Origin of the sequence: Actinoallomurus sp. NPDC050550, from assembly GCF_040655075.1 — a bacterium.
Lineage (GTDB): Bacteria > Actinomycetota > Actinomycetes > Streptosporangiales > Streptosporangiaceae > Actinoallomurus.
Genome location: NZ_JBFAJC010000101.1, coordinates 1 through 16,072, shown reverse-complemented (window position 1 = coordinate 16,072; position 16,072 = coordinate 1). Strand labels below are relative to the sequence as shown.

The following is a 16,072-nucleotide window of genomic DNA, read 5'->3' as shown; positions in this document are numbered from 1 at the left end:
GAGCCGGCCCCGCGCCCCCCCCCTCGCGGCGCGCGGGAGGCAAACCCGTGCCGTCCCGCGCGCCACGACATTCCGCCCCCGCGACATTGGGCACCCCGCGACATTCCGCACCCCGCGGCATTCCGCACCCCGCGGCATTCTCCGAGATGCGGCCCCTACGGACGGCTACCGAAAATCCAAGGGTGACCGACATAAGGAGGCGGCGATGACGCAGCCGCGGATCGTGTCGTACGACGAGTGGTGGTCCGCCCGCATGGCCTTCCTGGAGAAGGAGAAGGAGCTCACACGCGCCCGCGACGCGCTCAGCGCCGAGCGGCGGGCGCTCCCGATGCGGCTGGTGGAGAAGGACTACGTCTTCACCCACAGCGGCGGCAAGGCGACCCTTCTGGACCTGTTCGACGGGCGCGGGCAGCTCATCGTCTACCACTTCATGGGCAACGTGGAGGGGCACGGCTGGTGCCCGATCTGCTCCTACTGGGTGGACAACATCGGGCACCTGGCGCACTTCCACGCCCGCGACACCTCGCTCGCGGTGGTCTGCCCCGAACCGGTCGCCGAGATGGAGGCGTTCCGGGCCCGGATGGGCTGGACGATGCCCTGGTACTCATGCCTCGGCAACGGCTTCTACGAGGACTTCCACATCCCGCTGACGGAGGGTGGCGAGCCGGAGGCCCCGGGGGTCAGCGCGTTCCTGCGCGACGGCGACCGCATCCTGTACGCCTACTCGACCCACCGCCGGGGCAGCGACGTGCTCAACGGCACCTACAACTACCTGGACCTCACGCCGCTGGGACGGCAGGAGGAGGACCCGGAGGACCCCATGGGCTGGCTCCGGCACCACGACGCCTACGGCCAGGAGGAGTCTCGCTCATGCGGGTGAGAAGGCTCGGCATCGAGCGCGCGGTCGAGTTCGCCCCGGACGTCTTCACCGACCACCGCGGCACCAGCGTCCAGGCCCTGCGGGCCGGGACCTTCGCCGAGGCGACCGGGCACGACTTCTTCGCGGTGCGGCAGACGCTGTTCAGCACCTCCCGGCGTGGCGTCGTCCGCGGCATCCACTTCACCGCGACCCCACCGGGCTCGCGCAAGTACGTGTACTGCGCGCGCGGCGCGTCCCTCGACATCCTCGTCGACATCCGGACGGGGTCGCCCACGTTCGGGCGGTGGGAGGCGGTCCGGCTGGACGCGCGGGAGCGCCGGGCCGTCTACTTCCCGCCCGGCGTGGGCCACGCCTTCGCCATCCTGGAGGAGGACACCGTGATGGCCTACCTGCTGTCCAACGACTACGTCCCGGAGCTGGAGCTCGCGGTGTCGCCGCTGGACCCGGAGCTGGGCCTGCCCATCCCGGATGACATCACGCCGATCCTGTCGGAGCGGGACCGCGAGGCGCCCGCCCTCGCCGAGGCGCTGGCGGCCGGGATCCTCCCCGACTACGCGGCGTGCCTCGCCCTGGACGCGCCGGACGCCGCGTTCCCCGTCGCGGAGACCCGCCCGTGACCATCCGCGTGTGGAGCTATCTGGAGGAGTACCGTGCCGAGCGGGACGACATCCTCGACGCCGTCGAGACGGTCTTCGAGTCCGGGCGGCTGGTCCTGGCTTCGTCGGTGGGCGGCTTCGAGCGCGAGTTCGCCGACCGTCACGGCCTGGCGCACTGCGTTGGTGTGGACAATGGCACCAACGCGCTCGTTCTCGCGCTCCAGGCGCTCGGGATCGGCCCGGGCGACGAGGTGATCACGGTCGCGAACACCGCCGCCCCGACCGTCGTGGCGATCGACGCCGTGGGGGCCGTGCCGGTGTTCGTGGACGTCCGTCCCGAGGACTTCCTAATGGACACCGCGCGGGTCGCCGGCGCGCTGACCGAGCGGACCCGCTGCCTGCTGCCGGTGCACCTGTACGGGCAGTGCGTGGAGATGGGCCCGCTGCGCGCGCTGGCCGCCGAGCACGGCCTGCGCCTGCTGGAGGACTGCGCCCAGGCGCACGGCGCGCAGCACCACGGCGTCCTCGCCGGGACGATGGGGGACGCGGCGGCGTACTCCTTCTACCCGACCAAGGTGCTCGGGGCCTACGGCGACGCGGGCGCGGTGCTCACCGGGGACGACGGGACGGCGCGGAACCTGCGGCGGTCGCGGTACTACGGCATGGAGGAGCGCTACTACGTGGTCGCCACGCCGGGCCACAACAGCCGCCTCGACGAGGTCCAGGCCGAGATCCTGCGCCGCAAGCTGGGACGGCTCGACGCCTACATCGCCGGACGGCGGGCCGTGGCGGACCGCTACGCCGAGGCCCTCGGCGACACCGAGCTGGCGCTGCCCCGGGTCGCGGACGGCAATGAGCACGTCTACTACCTGTACGTGGTGCGGCATCCGCGCCGGGACGAACTGCTCGCCGAACTCAGGAAGCGCGACATCGAGCTGAACATCAGCTACCCGTGGCCGGTCCACACGATGACCGGGTTCGCCAAGCTGGGGTATGCGAAGGGCTCGCTGCCGGTGACCGAGACGCTCGCCGAGGAGATCTTCTCGCTGCCGATGTACCCGGCGCTTCCGCGCGAGGTGCAGGACAAGGTGATCGGCGCGGTCCGCGACGTGCTGGGCGCGCGCTGACCGGTCCGTCCGCACGGCGGAAGAGCCGCCCCGGTTCCGGGGCGGCTCTTCGGTGTCACCGGATCGGTGTGTGCTCAGAGCGGCCCGGCGGCCCCGGTGGTGAGGGCGGCCAGGAGGGTCCGGGCCTGGACGTTGATGTAGTGGTTGTGCCGGACGAGGGTGGACATCTGGCCAGGGGTGACCCAGTGGAAGTCGCGCGGCATGGGGCCCGGCACGTCCGCCCCGTCCACCTCCACGATCATGTAGCGGCTCTCCGCGCCGAGGAACCGGCCGCCCTCCTCCGACAGCACGGTGTCGTAGCGGATGCGCCCGGGCGCGGCCGACAGCGCCGCGGACAGGAACGGCGGACGGTCCGAGCCGGACAGGTGCGCGTGGTTGCGGGGCACGCACTGAACCGTCGGCCCCAGCTCCACCGTCTCGGCGAACCCCGGCTCGACGCGCGCCCGCACGAGCAGATGCGGAACCCCGGCGAAGCGGCGGTACAGGAAGGCGACGACGCCGCGCCCGATCGGCTCGATCAGCGGCTGGGACCAGCGCGGCACCTCCCGGCCGTCCCCCTCCACCCGGACGGCCACGACCCGGAAGTACCGGCCGAGCTCGTGCTCGACGGTCGCCGCGCCCCGCCGCCAGCCGGCCACCCGGTTCAGCCCGATCCGCTCCACCCGCAGCTCGTGCCGGGACCGCTCGCCGGTGAACCAGGACAGCAGCTCCACGTCGGAGGCGACCGCGCCCGGCTCGTCCCGCCCGGCGGGCAGGCAGGACAGCACCGTCCGCGCGTCCATGTTGACCACGTTGGGCAGGTGCAGCAGGCGGCCCAGCTCGCCCAGCGTCAGCCAGCGGAACCCCGGCAGGACCGGGACGTCGCCGTCCACCTCGATGATCATGTTGCGGTTGGACTTGCGGTAGAACCAGGTGCCGTGCTCGGACTGCAGCACGTCCACCAGCACCCGGCCGCGGCCCCGCCGGGTGAAGTACTCCAGGTACGGGACGGCCGCGCCCCGATGCACCTTGGTGTAGTTGCTGCGGGTGGCCTGGACGGTCGGCGAGAGCTGCACCAGCCCCGGGTTGCCGGGCTCCATCTTGGCCTGCATCAGGAAGTGCAGCACCCCGTCGAACTCGCGGGCCAGGATGCCGAGCACGCCCACCTCGGGCTGCACGATGATCGGCTGGTGCCAGGCGGGCACGGGGCCGTCGGCCGCGCCCACCGACACGCCCTCCACGGTGAAGAACCGGCCGCTGCGGTGCGCCAGGTTCCCGGTCGGGCCGAACGCCCAGCCCTCCAGCGCCGCGAACGGAACGCGCCGCACCCCGAACCGGTGGCCGCGCCGCCAGTCGGCGAGCCAGCCGGGGACGTCGGCGCCGTCGGGCGCGGCCAGGGCGGTGCGGGCGAGCCGTCCGGTCAGCCCGTCGTCGATGCGCGGGCGCAGCCCGGCGGTCATGCCGCGGGCTCGATCCGCGCGTGGTCGCCGACCAGCAGCCGCCGCCCCTCGACCCCCTCGACCACCGCGTGCCGCCCGATCAGCGAGCCGGCCAGCCCGCGCGCCGAGGCGATCGACGCGCCGTCCAGCACGATGGCGTCGGCGAGCCGGGCGGAGACGACCCGGCAGTCCCGGCCGACCGCGGTGTTGGGGCCGAGCCGGGAGTCCTCGATCCGGCTGCCCGCGCCGACGACCACCGGGCCGTCGATCCGGGACCGCAGCACCCGCGCGCCCGCCTCGACCACCACCGCCCCGGTCAGCCTGGACTCGGCGTCCACCGTGCCCGCGACCCGCAGGGCCAGTCCCGCCAGCAGCCTGCGGTTGCACTCCAGCAGGTCCTCGGGGCGGCCCGCGTCGCGCCAGAACCCGTCGTAGCGGGACACGCCGACCCGGTGCCCGTGCTCGACCAGCCACTGGATCGCATCGGTGATCTCCAGTTCGCCGCGCGGCCCGGGCCGGACCCGGTCCACCGCGGCGTGCACGGCGGCGGTGAAGAAGTACACCCCGACCAGCGCCAGGTCGCCGCGCGGCTCGGCCGGCTTCTCCGCCAGCCCGCGCACCGCGCCGTCGACGTCCAGCTCGACGATGCCGAACCGGCTCGGGTCGGCCACCTTCTGCACCACGACCTGCGCGTCCGGGCGGTCGCGGCGGAAGTCCGCGGCGGCGTTCCCGACGCCGTCGGCGAGCACGTCGTCGCCGAGGTACATCACGAAGTCGTCCTCGCCCAGGAACGGGCGGGCGAGCCGCACGCAATGCGCCAGGCCGAGCGGGCGCGACTGCCGGACGTAGGTGACGCGCAGGCCGAGCCGCGCCCCGTCGCCGATGACCGCGGCGATCTGCTCGGCCCAGTCCCCCACGACGATGCCGACCTCGGTCACCCCCAGCGCGCGGACGTTGGCCAGCACGTGTTCGAGCACCGGCCGGTTGGCGAGCGGGATCAACTGCTTGGGCATGGAGTGCGTGAGGGGACGCAGCCGGGTGCCCGACCCGCCCGCGAGGACCAGCCCCTTCATGCCGCCCGCTCCGGGGGGCGGGCCGGGGCGCACCGGCGACGGCATTGCCCGGACGATTTCTCCGCCACGTTCGTTCCTTTGTGTGAGAGGGAAACATCGCGAGTCGTCTCGTGCCGCGGCAGCGTCGGCGGCCGAGCTATCGCCGACGGTAGCAATGGCATTCGCCACGCTCTGCTCCAAGAATGCTTGGGCATCCTCGGATATGCCCGGCCCGATAAAGGCGTGTTTTCATGGCGACCATGCGAGCCGCACAATTCGCGCGTTATCAGCAGGAAATCTTTCGGGCCGGGACGGCCGGGAACCGGCCCCCTTTTCCGCTGGAGCCGGAGGCGCTGGTGGAGTCGGCCCGGCGACAGATGGGACCGGGCCCGTTCGCCTATGTCGAGGGGCCCGCGAGCTCTGGGGCGACGATGCGGGCCAACCGGGAGGCGTTCGACCAGTGGCGCATCGTGCCGCGGATGCTGACCGGGTCCACCGTCCGGTACCTGGAGACGACGGTGCTGGGCACCCCCATGCCCGCGCCGCTGCTGGCCGCCCCGGTCGGGGTCCAGTCGATCGTCCATCCGGACGGTGAGCTGGCCACGGCGCGCGCCTGCGCGGCGCTCGGCGTCCCGATGGTGCTGTCCACCATGTCGTCCTACAGCATCGAGGCCGTCGCGGAGGCGAACGGGGCAGGGCCGCGCTGGTTCCAGCTCTACCGGCCGAACGACGACGAGCTCACCGCCAGCCTGCTCGAACGCGCCCGGCTCGCCGGGTTCACCGTGCTGGTGGTGACCCTGGACACGATGTCGCTGGCCTGGCGGCCCGCGATAGTGGACCAGGCGTACCTGCCGATGCTGCGGGGCGTCGGGAACGCCGTGCTGTTCTCCGACCCGGTCTTCCGCGCCGGGCTCGCCAAGCCGCCCGAACAGGACCTGGCGGCGGCCGTGGCCCGCTGGGACGAACTGCTGGGCAACGCCGGGCAGCGCTGGCCCGACCTGCGCCTCCTGCGGGACCGCTGGCCCGGGCCGATCATCCTGAAGGGCATCCAGCATCCCGACGACGCGCGCCAGGCAGTGGCGCACGGCATGGACGGCGTCGTCGTGTCCAACCACGGCGGTCGCCAGGTGGACGGCGCGATCGGCGCGCTGGACGCCCTGCCCGGCATCGTGGACGCCGTCGGCGGCGAGGCGGCCGTGCTCTACGACTCGGGCGTCCGCACCGGCGCGGACGTCTTCAAGGCGCTGGCGCTCGGCGCGGAGGCGGTGCTGGTCGGCCGCCCGTACGCCTACGGCCTGGGCCACGCGGGCGAGTCCGGGGTGCGGCACGTGCTGCGCGGGCTGCTCGCCGACTTCGAGCTGACCGTGGGCCTGGCCGGGCACACGCGCGTCGCCGACCTGGACCGCGGGTCGCTGCGCGAGCACCGGCCGCAATGACCGCCCTGGTCGAGGTCGCCACCCACCTGCCTGCGGCGGACGAGCCGGTCCGCGCCGTGCTGGAACGGACCGGCCGCGCGGCCGACGCCGCGGACTACGAGCGCTACTACGGCTTCCGCCGCGTCCGCCGGGAGCCCGGCGGGGACCTCACCGGCCAGCTCCGCGCCGCCGCGCTTGGCCTGCGCACGCTGCGCGACCGCGCCCGCGATGTCCGGTACGTGGTGCACGCGCCGACGATCCAGTTCACCGCGCCCTACCCCGGCAGCCTCGCGGGCCGGGTCGCGCGCTCACTCGGGCTCGACCACGCCGTGCCGTTCTCGCTGTCGCAGCACGCCTGCGCCTCGGCGCTGCTCGCGGTCGAGGTGTGCGGCGCGCTGCTCGCCGACGCCGGCGACGCCGGCGGCCTTGCCCTCGTCCTCGCGGGCGAGCGGACGTTCACCGAGGTCGCGCAGGTGATCCATGGGTCGGCGGTGATGGGCGAGGGCACGGCGGCGGTGCTCGTGCGGGCGGGCGGGGACCGCGACCGGCTGCTGGCGTACGAGACGCGCACGCTCGGCGAGTTCCACCGGTCCCCCTATCTGCCGTCGGAGGACGAGGCCCAGTTCCAGAGCGCCTATCCGGGCACGCTCGTCGAGGTCGTCCGGGAGGCGCTGCGGCGCGCCGGGCTGACCGTCGCGGACGTGAAGGTGCTGCTGCCCCACAACGTGAACCGGGTGTCGTGGCTGCGCGTCCGGCGCGACCTCGGCCTGCCCAGGGACGGCGTCCTGCTGGACAACCAGCCGGAACTCGGGCACTGCTTCGGGGCCGACCCGTTCGTCAACTACCGGACCGCGTGCGACGCGGGGCGGCTGGCGCCCGGCGACCACTACGTCATGACCGCGGCCGGGCTCGGCGCAACGCTCACCGCCATGGTGTTCCGGCACTGAGTCGTGGCCTCTGCGAAGGGAGCCGGATGGACCCGCTGAACGTGAGCCGAGTCCCGCTGCCGTTGGCACGCGTCCTGTGCCGGGACTTTCCCCTCGGGCGCGCGTACGAGCCCGCGTTGCAGCGCTTCCTCGCCGACGTGGCCGCACTGTCCGGACCGCCGGACCACACGCAGCCGTCCGGATCACCTGACCGCGCCCCGTCGCCCGGACCGCCAGACCGCGCCCCGTCGCCCGGACCGCCAGACCGCGCCCCGTCGCCCGGATCACCTGACCGCGCCCCGTCGTCCGGACCGCCAGACCGCGACTGGCTGCCGGAGCGTCGGACCACGTTCACCGACATGGCTGCGGGAATGCTGGACGAGCTGCGCGGCGACGGCGCGCCGATCGGGCTGGTGGTACTCGCCCACGGCACGCCCGACAGCGAACCCGGCTGGCCCGCGTGCTTCCTCACCTGGCGGCTGCCCGGCGCGCCGCCCGCGTTCGCCGTCGCCGACCAGGGTGTGGTCACGCCGTTCACCGCGCTGCGCGTCGCCGGCGCCCGCATCCGCGCGGACGGCCCGCGCCGGGCCATCGTGCTGATCATGGACCAGCGGACGCTCGTCCCGCCGCCCAGGCCGGCCGGGGCCGCCGACGCCCGGATCCCGCTCCGGAACCGGGCGGTCGCACTCGTCCTGGACGAGCGCGGCACGCTGGGGACGCTGACGGCCGGAGTCGAGCCCGGCGTCGGCCCGAAGCGCGCGGGCGGATTCCTCGCGGGGCTCGCGGAGACCGGGCAGCCCGTGCTGACCGGACCCGCCCTGGCCTCGTGGGACGGCCCGCCGAACCGGGTCCGGGCATCCGTCGGCGCGCCCTGCACGGGCCTGTGGGCGCTGGCCGCCGAGGGCCTCGACCGCTGGCGCGCCGCCGGGGTCCGGCGGGTGCACCTGCTGGACCACGATCCCGAGCTGCGCTGCCTCGGGCACTGCGCCGTCGACCTCGTCCCGCCGCCCCTCCTCCCCTGACCCGCGCACCGGACGGCCGGTCCGCACGGCGAGGGTCGCTCGCCCTGGTCAGACGGCGGGGGCCGGTCGGTTCGACCGGCCCCGTCCGTCCCGGACGTCAGGACCGGCCGGCCCGTACGAGGAAGATCCGCGGCAGGTTGGGCAGGTCACCGGCCGGCGACCACTCCGGGCGCCAGCGGCCGAAGTTCGCGCCCGGCCAGCCGGGCTCGGTGACCACCACGTCGTCCCAGCCGCACTCGCGCAGCACGGCCGCCGGGTCGTCGGTCCCGTAGACCCAGGGGCTGTCGGCCTCCTCCAGCCGCCGCAGGAACTCCCGCATGTAGGGGAAGTGGAAGATCCCGGTGCCGATGAGGTCGAGGCCGATCCGGCTGCCCGGCGCGGCGAGCCGCGCCGCGTCCCGCAGTACACGCCGGGCGAGTTGCTCGGGCAGATAGAACAGCACGCCCTCGACGAACCAGACCGCCGGGCGCGCGGGGTCGAAGCCGGCGCCGGTCAACGCGTCCGGCCAGTCGTCGCCCAGGTTGACCGGCACCTCGTGCCGCTCGCACCGGTCCTGCGCGCCGGTCAGCCGCTGCCGCTTGTAGGCCAGCACCGCTGGCTGGTCGACCTCGTAGAGGACGACACCGTCCGGCCAGTCGAACCGGAACGCGCGGGTGTCCAAGCCCGCTCCGAGCCCGACCACCTGCGTGCCCGGCGCGACGCACTCGCGGAGGTAGTCGTCGAACCAGCGGTGCCGGATGGGCAGGAACGGGTTGCCGTCGTCGTTGGCGTGCCGGGGGTGGAAGTGGGTCAGCAGCAGGTGCCCGTCCGGACCCGCGAGCGCCTCGGCGTACGGGTCGTGGAACAGCCGGTCGGGCCGACGGCTCTCCCGCGCCCGGGACGCCGCCATCCAGCGGGCGGTGTCGCCCACGCCTCCGAGCCCGTGCGGGTCGAGATCGAGTCCTGTCCTGGTCGTCATGTCCTCGCTCCAGTCCTTGTCGGGGTTGACGGTTGTCCGGTCGCGGCGAGCACCGCCTGCCGGTCGACCTTGCCCATGCCGGTCCGGGGCAGCGCGGACAGTGCGTGCACGCGGTGCGGCACCTCGTAGGGCCGCAGCGGCCCGGACCGGCAGAACGCGAGCACGTCGCCCGCGCCGGTGCCCGGCGCGAGCACCACGGCCGCGTGCATCTCCTGCTCGCCGTCGGCGCGGTCGACCGCGTAGACGAACGCCTCGCGGACGCCGGGGTGCTCGCCGAGCGCGGCCTCGACCCGGGCCAGGCCGACCTTCCGGCCGCCCACGTTGACCAGGCCGTCCTTGCGCCCCAGCACGAACACATGGCCGTCCGGGTCCACCTGCGCCAGGTCGCCGGTGTCGTAGAAGCCGTCGCCGGCCGGCGCGGGCGGGTCCTCCCCCCAGTAGCCGCGGAACATCATCGGTGTCCGGACGGAGAGCCGGCCGGTGTCGCCGTCGCCGTCCAGCCGCAGCGTGACGCCGGGAGCGGCCGATCCCGCCGAGCCCGCGGGCCACCGCTCGACCTCCTGCGGCACGCAGGCGATCAGGCCCGCCTCGGTGGTGCCGTAGATCAGCCGGACCGGGAAGCCGAGCGCCGCCGCGATGTCCTCGGCGGTCGAGGCCGGCATCGGGCCGCCCGCCGACAGCGCCGTGCGCAGCCGGAGGCCGGGTCCACGCGCCGCGAACACGGGCGCGAGCAACTGGTAGAGCAGCGGGGTGCCGAGCATGTGGGTCGCGCCGCCGCGCACCGCCTCGACGACCGCGCCGGGCGTGAACCGGGACAGGGTGACCAGCGTCGCCCCCGACAGCAGCGCGGCGTACACCCCGGCGAGCCCGTAGGAGTGCGCGGGCGGCACCGCCACCAGGACCGCGTCGCCCGCGCCCACCTCGAAAAGCTGCCGGTACAGCAGCCCGCCGACGGTCACGTTGGGCAGCGTCTGCCGGGCGATGCGCGGACGGCCTGTCGAGCCCGACGTGAGCTGGAGCACCTCCGGCTCCCGCCCGCTCGGCACGGCCGTCTCCGGGCCGGGCACAGCTCGGAACTCCTCATGGCTCTCGACGGGGACCCCGGGCAGCTCGTGCGCGGTGCCCGGCGGGCCGACGACGACCTGCGCGCCGAGCCGCCGCACCGGTGAGCGGGGGTCGGCGAGGGCGGAGCTGTTCTCCTCCAGCAGCAGGACGTCCACCCCGGCGTCCAGGATGCCGAGCATCGTCGCGATGCTCGCGGCGCTCCCGTCCAGGACCAGCACCACGGGCCCCGGTCCGGGCAGCGCGCGGGCGCGCGCCGCCGCAGCCGAAGCGTTGTCGGTCAGCTCCCCCCACGAGGTCTCGGCCCACGCCCCGCCGGATGTCCGGCACCGCACGGCCGGGCCCGCCCCCGAGCGGTCCCGGACCCGCCAGGCCCCGGTCAGCATCCCCGCACCCCCGCGCCGGCGACCGGCCCCCTACGCATGCTCGGCGATCACGGCCGCCAGCCCGTCCGGGGAGGCGTCCTCGAAGATCGCCTCCAGCAGGACGGCCTGCAGCTCGGTGTCGCCCATCCGATCGGCCAGGCCGTCCTCGACGGCGAGCCGCTGCAGCACCTCGATGGCGCGCAGCGAGTCGCCGCCGCCGCGGAAGAAGTCCTCGCCCGCCAGAAGCGGGCCTCGTTGGAGCACCTCCCCCATGACCTTGCCGATCACCGTCGGCAGGTCTGTCGTCGAACTCCCGGTCGCCGGATTCTCCATGATCGTCCTCTCCTGGTCGGGCCGGTTCGAGGCCACTGTCCCCGCCGCCGCGCCGCCGCGTAAGGCGCGTTCGGGCGGACCGACCACCTCCCCGCCCGGGCATGCCGATCGGTCCGCCGGCGTACCGGCCGAGCGCGTCAGCCCGCGCGGACGGGGTCCGGCAGGCCGTCCCGCAGGGCGGCGCAGGCCAGGCGCTCGGCCTCGCGTGCCGCCGGGACCAGCGAGCCGAACCCGAACAGCGTGTGGAACATCCCGTCGGCCAGATGCGTGCGGACCGGGACGCCCGCCTGCCGCAGCCGGTCGGCGAACGCCTCGCCCTCCGCGCGCAGCGGGTCATGCCCGGCCGTGAGGACGAACGCGGAGGGCAGCCCGTCCAGGCTCGGGGCGCGCAGCGGGGAGGCGTAGGGGTGCGCGCCGTCCTCGGGCCGCGCGAGGTACTGCTCGATGAACCAGCTCATGTGCGCGGGGGTGAGCAGCGAGTCGGGCACGTCCCGCCGCACGGCCAGGCAGTCGGTCACCGGGTAGATGAGGAGTTGGAAGGCGATCGCGGGCCCGGCCTCGTCCCGGGCACGCAGACATGTCGCCGCCGCGAGCGCGCCGCCCGCGCTGTCCCCTGCCACCGCCAGCCGTCCCGGATCGGCCCCGAAGCGGGCCGCGTTCGCCGACGCCCAGCGCATGACGGCGTACGCGTCGTCGGGGGCGGCGGGGAAGGGGTGCTCGGGCGCGAGCCGGTAGTCCACGGACACCACCACGGCGGGCGTCCCGTCGGCCAGCACCCGGCAGACGTGGTCGTGGGTGTCGAGTCCGCACAGTACGAAGCCGCCGCCGTGGAAGTAGACGACCAGCGGCGCGCGCGGCGGCGCGTCCCGAGGGACGTACACCCGCACGAGAACGTCCGGCTCGCCCGGAACCATGTGCTCCTCGACCGCCGCGACCGGCGGCCCGGCGGGATACCGCATTTCCGCATAACGGCGGCGGGCCTCCCTCGCATCGATCACCGCGCCGCCCAGATCGGGGTAAGCCGCCGCCATGCGCCGCCGTATCGCGGCGGTGTACGCGTCCAGAGTCACCGAAGACACCTCCACTCCCAGCGTCGCAGCGCCGACCGCACGAACACCCCGCCCCTTCAGGCGCACCTTCGGCCCACCCCCGCGCTGCGCGGTCCCCGCCCGCCACCATCCCCAAGCCCCCCGCACCCGCGCGGGGCGAGGGCGATGGGTGCTGTCAGGGCGGCGATCCGGGTCCGCAAGCTCGAAGTTTCCCGGGCGAACCGCCGACATGCAGAGTCGCTGTTGAGCTCATCGAGCTAACGGCGCGGCGCGCCAGACGACTGGAGGAAGAGGTCTCGTGGACCCGTTCGTCAGCAGGGCTTCCGGCAAGCCGTATCACCACAGGTGGACCCGGCTGAACCAGGATGAGCCCCCCGAAACCGCCCTGGAGAGTCCGCTGCTGGACCTCGGGCACAGCTCCGATGTGGACCCGCTCCTGCCCGAGCAGGTCGCCGAGGCGCGGCAGGTGCTCCGGCTCCGGCACGCCCTGGTGGACGAGGGCCGCACCGAGCGCCGCGAAACCGTCCTCGCCGGGCAGCGGCGGATCGTGGAGCGTTTCCTGGCGGGGCGGCGCGGCTACTTCGGGGACGAGCAGAGCCGCCCGCTCCCGGACGTGCCCGCGCTCGTCCGCGAGGGACGCGACGTCTTCGTCGTGGTGAAGTTCATGGACGAGGCCCCGCACCTGCGCGCCACGCTGAGCTCGCTGGCGCACCAGGACTTCGACATGGGCCGGGTGGTCGTCCTGCTGGTGGACAACAACTCCACCGACGGCTCGGAGGCGATCGCGAAGGGGGCCGCCACGGACTCCCCGGGCGCGGCGCGCGTGGTGTACCTGCCGCAGCCGATGGCGGGCGCGGGGAACGCCGCCCGGCTCGGCGTGGACACCGCGATCGCGACGGTGTACGAGATGTGCCGTCACGACGGACAATGGGAGCGGCTTCAGACGGCGACGATCGCCGTGTCCGACGGCGATACCGTCTACCACCCGGACACGCTCGCGTCGGTGGCGCGCATCCTGGAAGAGCAGCCCACCGTGGACGGCGTGATGCCGTTCCTGACCTACAAGTTCACTGCGGCGCTGCGGCTGTTCCACGACTACCGGCCCGCCTTCCCCGAGGCGCTGGAGCGCCGGGTGAACGGCACTCCCCCCACCCGCGTCCCGGTGGGCCTGGCGACGATGGACGCCCACGCCGCCTTCCCGCGCGGGCTACGGTGGCGGGACGGCGACACGATGGTGCTCACCACTCGGGACGGCGGGACCTTCCGCGTCCCGCTCGACGGGACCGACGAGCACGGCCGCCGCTTCGGCGTCCTGACCGACCCCCGGGGATGCGCCGCCTATGTCCTGGAAGACCGCACGCTGGTGCTCGCCGAGGCCCCCGTCTCCGGCTTCGACGCCGCGCTCGTCTTCCTGGAGAACGGCGGCGTCCGCCCGGACGAGAAGTGGCGGTGGCACGCGGTCGTCGGGCACGACCTGTTCCTGTACTGGGCGTTCCGGCACATGGGCCTGCCGGAGAGCGCGGTGTTCCCCGACTCCAGCGACGCGATGAAGACGTTCCGGGTGTGGAGCTTCGCGATCGGCGGGCAGCACCAGTTGCGGCGCCGGGGGCTGCGCATCGCCACCGGCAGCGACTACCAGTCCGGCCGGGTGCTGCAGACCGTCGGGTGCGCGCTGCGGCTCGGCCCCGCCGAGGTGTTCGCCGAGACCGAGACCGACCGGCTGATCAAGATGGTGCGCAACTTCGTCCACCGGCAGACGGTCTTCTACGGCGAGACCCGCGCCGCCGTGCTGGAGCGCGCCACCGGCCTCTACGTGCACATGACGCGGATCCAGGGCGAGATCGAGCGGGAGCTGCTGGAGTACGACGACGAGGTCTTCGCCGACACCGTGTTCCCCGAGCGGGTGCTGTTTCCGCTGCGCTGGATCCTGCAGAACGCGATCCGCTTCTACGCGCACGGCGAGGAGGAGCGGGAGGTCGTCCGCGAGCGCGTGCTGCGGGTGATGTTCCGTCCCGGGACGGCCGGCCGGATCGAGCGCGAGATCCTCACCGACGAGGCGCTCCAGGCGTTCGCCGAGATCCCGCACGCCGACCGGCAGGTCCTCGCCGAGCGGCTGGCCGAGACCGTCATCGCCACGCACCACGCCGAGATCATGGCCTTCTACGCCACCACCCTCCGCTCCTTCTTCGCCGCGCACGACGTGCCGTCCGACCGGACGGCCTGGCTGCTGGACGGGCTGAAGGACGCGCGCAACGCGCTGGCCGAGCGGCCGCCTGAGGTGGACCCGGCGGCGGTGTGGGACGGCCCGGAGTTCGAGATCGACGAGGCGCGAGGCCAGGTCGTGTCGATGCGGCGAAGGACCCTGGCGTGACCGAGGACGGGCCGGCGACCGCCGACATGACGGTGTGCGGCCTGGGATACGTGGGGATGGCCCTCGCGCGGGACGCGACCGCGGCCGGGCTCACGGTCCTGGGCTACGACGTGAACGCGGACCTGGTGGCCGCGCTGCGGGCGGACCACTCGCACGTCGACGACGTGTTCAACGAGGACCTCGCGGCGATGAACGCGACCGGCTTCACCGCGACCGCCGACCCGGCGGTGCTCGGCCGGTCCCCGGTCGTGGTGATCTGCGTGCCGACCCCACTCGGCGACGACGGCGGCCCCGACCTCGGCGCGGTGCTGCGGGCCACCGCCGAGACGGGCGCGCGGATGCGCCCCGGCGCACTGGTGGTGCTGGAGTCCACGTCCTTCCCCGGGACGACCGAGGAGGTGGTGGGCCCGATCCTGGAACGGGAGTCGGGCCTGGCCGCCGGGACGGGCTTCCACTTGGCGTTCTCCCCGGAGCGGATCGACCCCGGCAACAAGGTCTACACGATGGCCAAGACCCCGAAGGTCGTGGGTGGGCTCACCCCGGCCTGCGCCGACCGCGCGGTGGAGTTCTACGGCCGATTCACCGACGAGGTGGTGCGCGCCCGGGGCACCCGCGAGGCGGAGATGGCCAAGCTGCTGGAGAACACCTACCGGCACGTCAATCTCGGCCTGATCAACGAGGTCGCGATGCTTTGCCACCGGATGGGCATCGACGTGTGGGACGTGATCGAGTGCGCCCGCACCAAGCCCTTCGGTTTCCAGGCGTTCCAGCCCGGCCCCGGCGTCGGCGGCCACTGCATCCCGGTGGACCCGCTGTACCTCGCGCACAAGGCGCGCGCGGTCGGCTTCGCCTCCCGGATGATCGACGCCGCGGAGCGGGTGAACTCCGCCATGCCCGGCTACGTGGTGGAACGCTGCGCCGCGCTGCTCCGCTCACGCGGCCGTGAGCCGGCCGGAACGTCGGTCCTGCTGCTGGGCGTCACCTACAAGGCGGACGTCGCCGACCTGCGGATGACACCCGCCGAGGAGGTGGCCCGGCGGCTGCGCGGCCACGGCGCGGCGGTCTCGTACCACGACCCGTACGTGGACGCCTGGACCGTGGACGGCGAGCCCGTCCCGTCCCACGGCGACCTGCGGTCCGCCCTCCGCTCCGCGGACCTGACCGTCCTGCTCCAGAAGCACAGCCGATACCGGCCGGAAACCCTCGTGTCCGAGGCCCACCTGGTCTTCGACGCCCGCGGCCTGCTGGCCGACCACCCCGACCGCCACGTGGCCGTCCTCTGACACCCGGCCACGACGGGTAGGGGCCCGGCGGAGTCCTACCCGCGCGGTGTGCGGTGCGTTCCCGAGGCCAACCGGTTCCGCGATCAAGGGCACCCGTCTCCGCCCGTGCCGTCCGGGCCACGCGTGGTCCAGACGGAGGCCGCCGCACCCCCCCGGGGGGGTGCGGCGGCCGTGGACACGCGGCGGGCGTCAGAACCACAGATAGGAAGAGCGTC

14 protein-coding genes are annotated in these 16,072 nt (G+C 74.1%); 8 read left to right on the top strand and 6 right to left on the bottom strand.

Going from position 1 to position 16,072, the window contains the following annotated elements; all coding sequences use genetic code 11:
* Nucleotides 1-205: 205 nt before the first annotated feature.
* Genes AB0I04_RS53490 through AB0I04_RS53480 form a run of 3 tightly spaced genes read left to right on the top strand, consistent with a single transcriptional unit; the run spans nucleotide 206 to nucleotide 2,603 of the window.
* Nucleotides 206-880 (top strand): DUF899 domain-containing protein, encoded by a 675-nt coding sequence (locus tag AB0I04_RS53490; RefSeq protein ID WP_360904206.1) that lies wholly within the window; start codon nucleotides 206-208, stop codon nucleotides 878-880.
* Nucleotides 871-1,497 carry a dTDP-4-dehydrorhamnose 3,5-epimerase family protein gene (locus AB0I04_RS53485; RefSeq protein WP_360904203.1) on the top strand — a complete coding sequence of 209 codons (627 nt, stop codon included), beginning with the start codon at nucleotides 871-873 and terminating at the stop codon, nucleotides 1,495-1,497. The genes AB0I04_RS53490 and AB0I04_RS53485 overlap by 10 nt, the downstream gene beginning before the upstream one ends.
* On the top strand, nucleotides 1,494-2,603 hold the full coding sequence (locus tag AB0I04_RS53480) for a DegT/DnrJ/EryC1/StrS family aminotransferase (RefSeq protein WP_360904200.1): 1,110 nt from the start codon (nucleotides 1,494-1,496) through the stop codon (nucleotides 2,601-2,603). Before AB0I04_RS53485 ends, AB0I04_RS53480 begins: the two co-directional genes overlap by 4 nt.
* Nucleotides 2,604-2,677: 74 nt before the next feature.
* Here the strand turns inward: AB0I04_RS53480 and AB0I04_RS53475 are convergent, their stop codons facing one another.
* Complete coding sequence (locus AB0I04_RS53475) at nucleotides 2,678-4,042, bottom strand: NDP-hexose 2,3-dehydratase family protein (protein ID WP_360904197.1); 1,365 nt, start codon at nucleotides 4,040-4,042, stop codon at nucleotides 2,678-2,680.
* Entirely contained in the window at nucleotides 4,039-5,139 is a 1,101-nt protein-coding gene (locus tag AB0I04_RS53470; protein ID WP_360904195.1) for a glucose-1-phosphate thymidylyltransferase, read from the bottom strand. The genes AB0I04_RS53475 and AB0I04_RS53470 overlap by 4 nt, the downstream gene beginning before the upstream one ends.
* A 185-nt stretch (nucleotides 5,140-5,324) precedes the next feature.
* Here AB0I04_RS53470 and AB0I04_RS53465 point away from each other — a divergent pair, with 185 nt between their 5' ends.
* The 3 genes from AB0I04_RS53465 to AB0I04_RS53455 are packed head-to-tail and all read left to right on the top strand — an operon-like array spanning nucleotide 5,325 to nucleotide 8,436.
* Nucleotides 5,325-6,509: a lactate 2-monooxygenase gene (locus tag AB0I04_RS53465; RefSeq protein ID WP_360904192.1), complete on the top strand. Its 1,185-nt coding sequence runs from the start codon at nucleotides 5,325-5,327 to the stop codon at nucleotides 6,507-6,509.
* Entirely contained in the window at nucleotides 6,506-7,435 is a 930-nt protein-coding gene (locus AB0I04_RS53460) for a 3-oxoacyl-[acyl-carrier-protein] synthase III C-terminal domain-containing protein (RefSeq protein ID WP_360904189.1), read from the top strand. Before AB0I04_RS53465 ends, AB0I04_RS53460 begins: the two co-directional genes overlap by 4 nt.
* Nucleotides 7,436-7,461: 26 nt before the next feature.
* The gene (locus AB0I04_RS53455) at nucleotides 7,462-8,436 is read left to right on the top strand and encodes a hypothetical protein (RefSeq protein WP_360904186.1); all 975 of its coding nucleotides are present in this window, start codon (nucleotides 7,462-7,464) and stop codon (nucleotides 8,434-8,436) included.
* Between the two features lie 97 nt (nucleotides 8,437-8,533).
* On the opposite strand, the gene AB0I04_RS53450 is transcribed toward AB0I04_RS53455, so the two are convergent.
* The 4 genes from AB0I04_RS53450 to AB0I04_RS53435 form a co-directional block, all read right to left on the bottom strand.
* Nucleotides 8,534-9,394, bottom strand: coding sequence for an SAM-dependent methyltransferase (locus AB0I04_RS53450; protein ID WP_360904183.1), 861 nt, complete (start codon nucleotides 9,392-9,394; stop codon nucleotides 8,534-8,536).
* Nucleotides 9,391-10,842 carry a fatty acid--CoA ligase family protein gene (locus AB0I04_RS53445; RefSeq protein ID WP_360904180.1) on the bottom strand — a complete coding sequence of 484 codons (1,452 nt, stop codon included), beginning with the start codon at nucleotides 10,840-10,842 and terminating at the stop codon, nucleotides 9,391-9,393. The genes AB0I04_RS53450 and AB0I04_RS53445 overlap by 4 nt, the downstream gene beginning before the upstream one ends.
* 30 nt (nucleotides 10,843-10,872) lie before the next feature.
* On the bottom strand, nucleotides 10,873-11,154 hold the full coding sequence (locus tag AB0I04_RS53440) for a hypothetical protein (protein WP_360904177.1): 282 nt from the start codon (nucleotides 11,152-11,154) through the stop codon (nucleotides 10,873-10,875).
* A 137-nt stretch (nucleotides 11,155-11,291) separates the two neighbouring features.
* Nucleotides 11,292-12,224: an alpha/beta hydrolase gene (locus AB0I04_RS53435; protein WP_360904174.1), complete on the bottom strand. Its 933-nt coding sequence runs from the start codon at nucleotides 12,222-12,224 to the stop codon at nucleotides 11,292-11,294.
* A 277-nt stretch (nucleotides 12,225-12,501) separates the two neighbouring features.
* On the opposite strand from AB0I04_RS53435, the gene AB0I04_RS53430 reads away from it, so the two are divergent.
* Nucleotides 12,502-14,574 carry a glycosyltransferase family A protein gene (locus AB0I04_RS53430; RefSeq protein WP_360904171.1) on the top strand — a complete coding sequence of 691 codons (2,073 nt, stop codon included), beginning with the start codon at nucleotides 12,502-12,504 and terminating at the stop codon, nucleotides 14,572-14,574.
* On the top strand, nucleotides 14,571-15,857 hold the full coding sequence (locus AB0I04_RS53425; protein WP_360904168.1) for a nucleotide sugar dehydrogenase: 1,287 nt from the start codon (nucleotides 14,571-14,573) through the stop codon (nucleotides 15,855-15,857). The genes AB0I04_RS53430 and AB0I04_RS53425 overlap by 4 nt, the downstream gene beginning before the upstream one ends.
* Nucleotides 15,858-16,072: the final 215 nt, after the last annotated feature.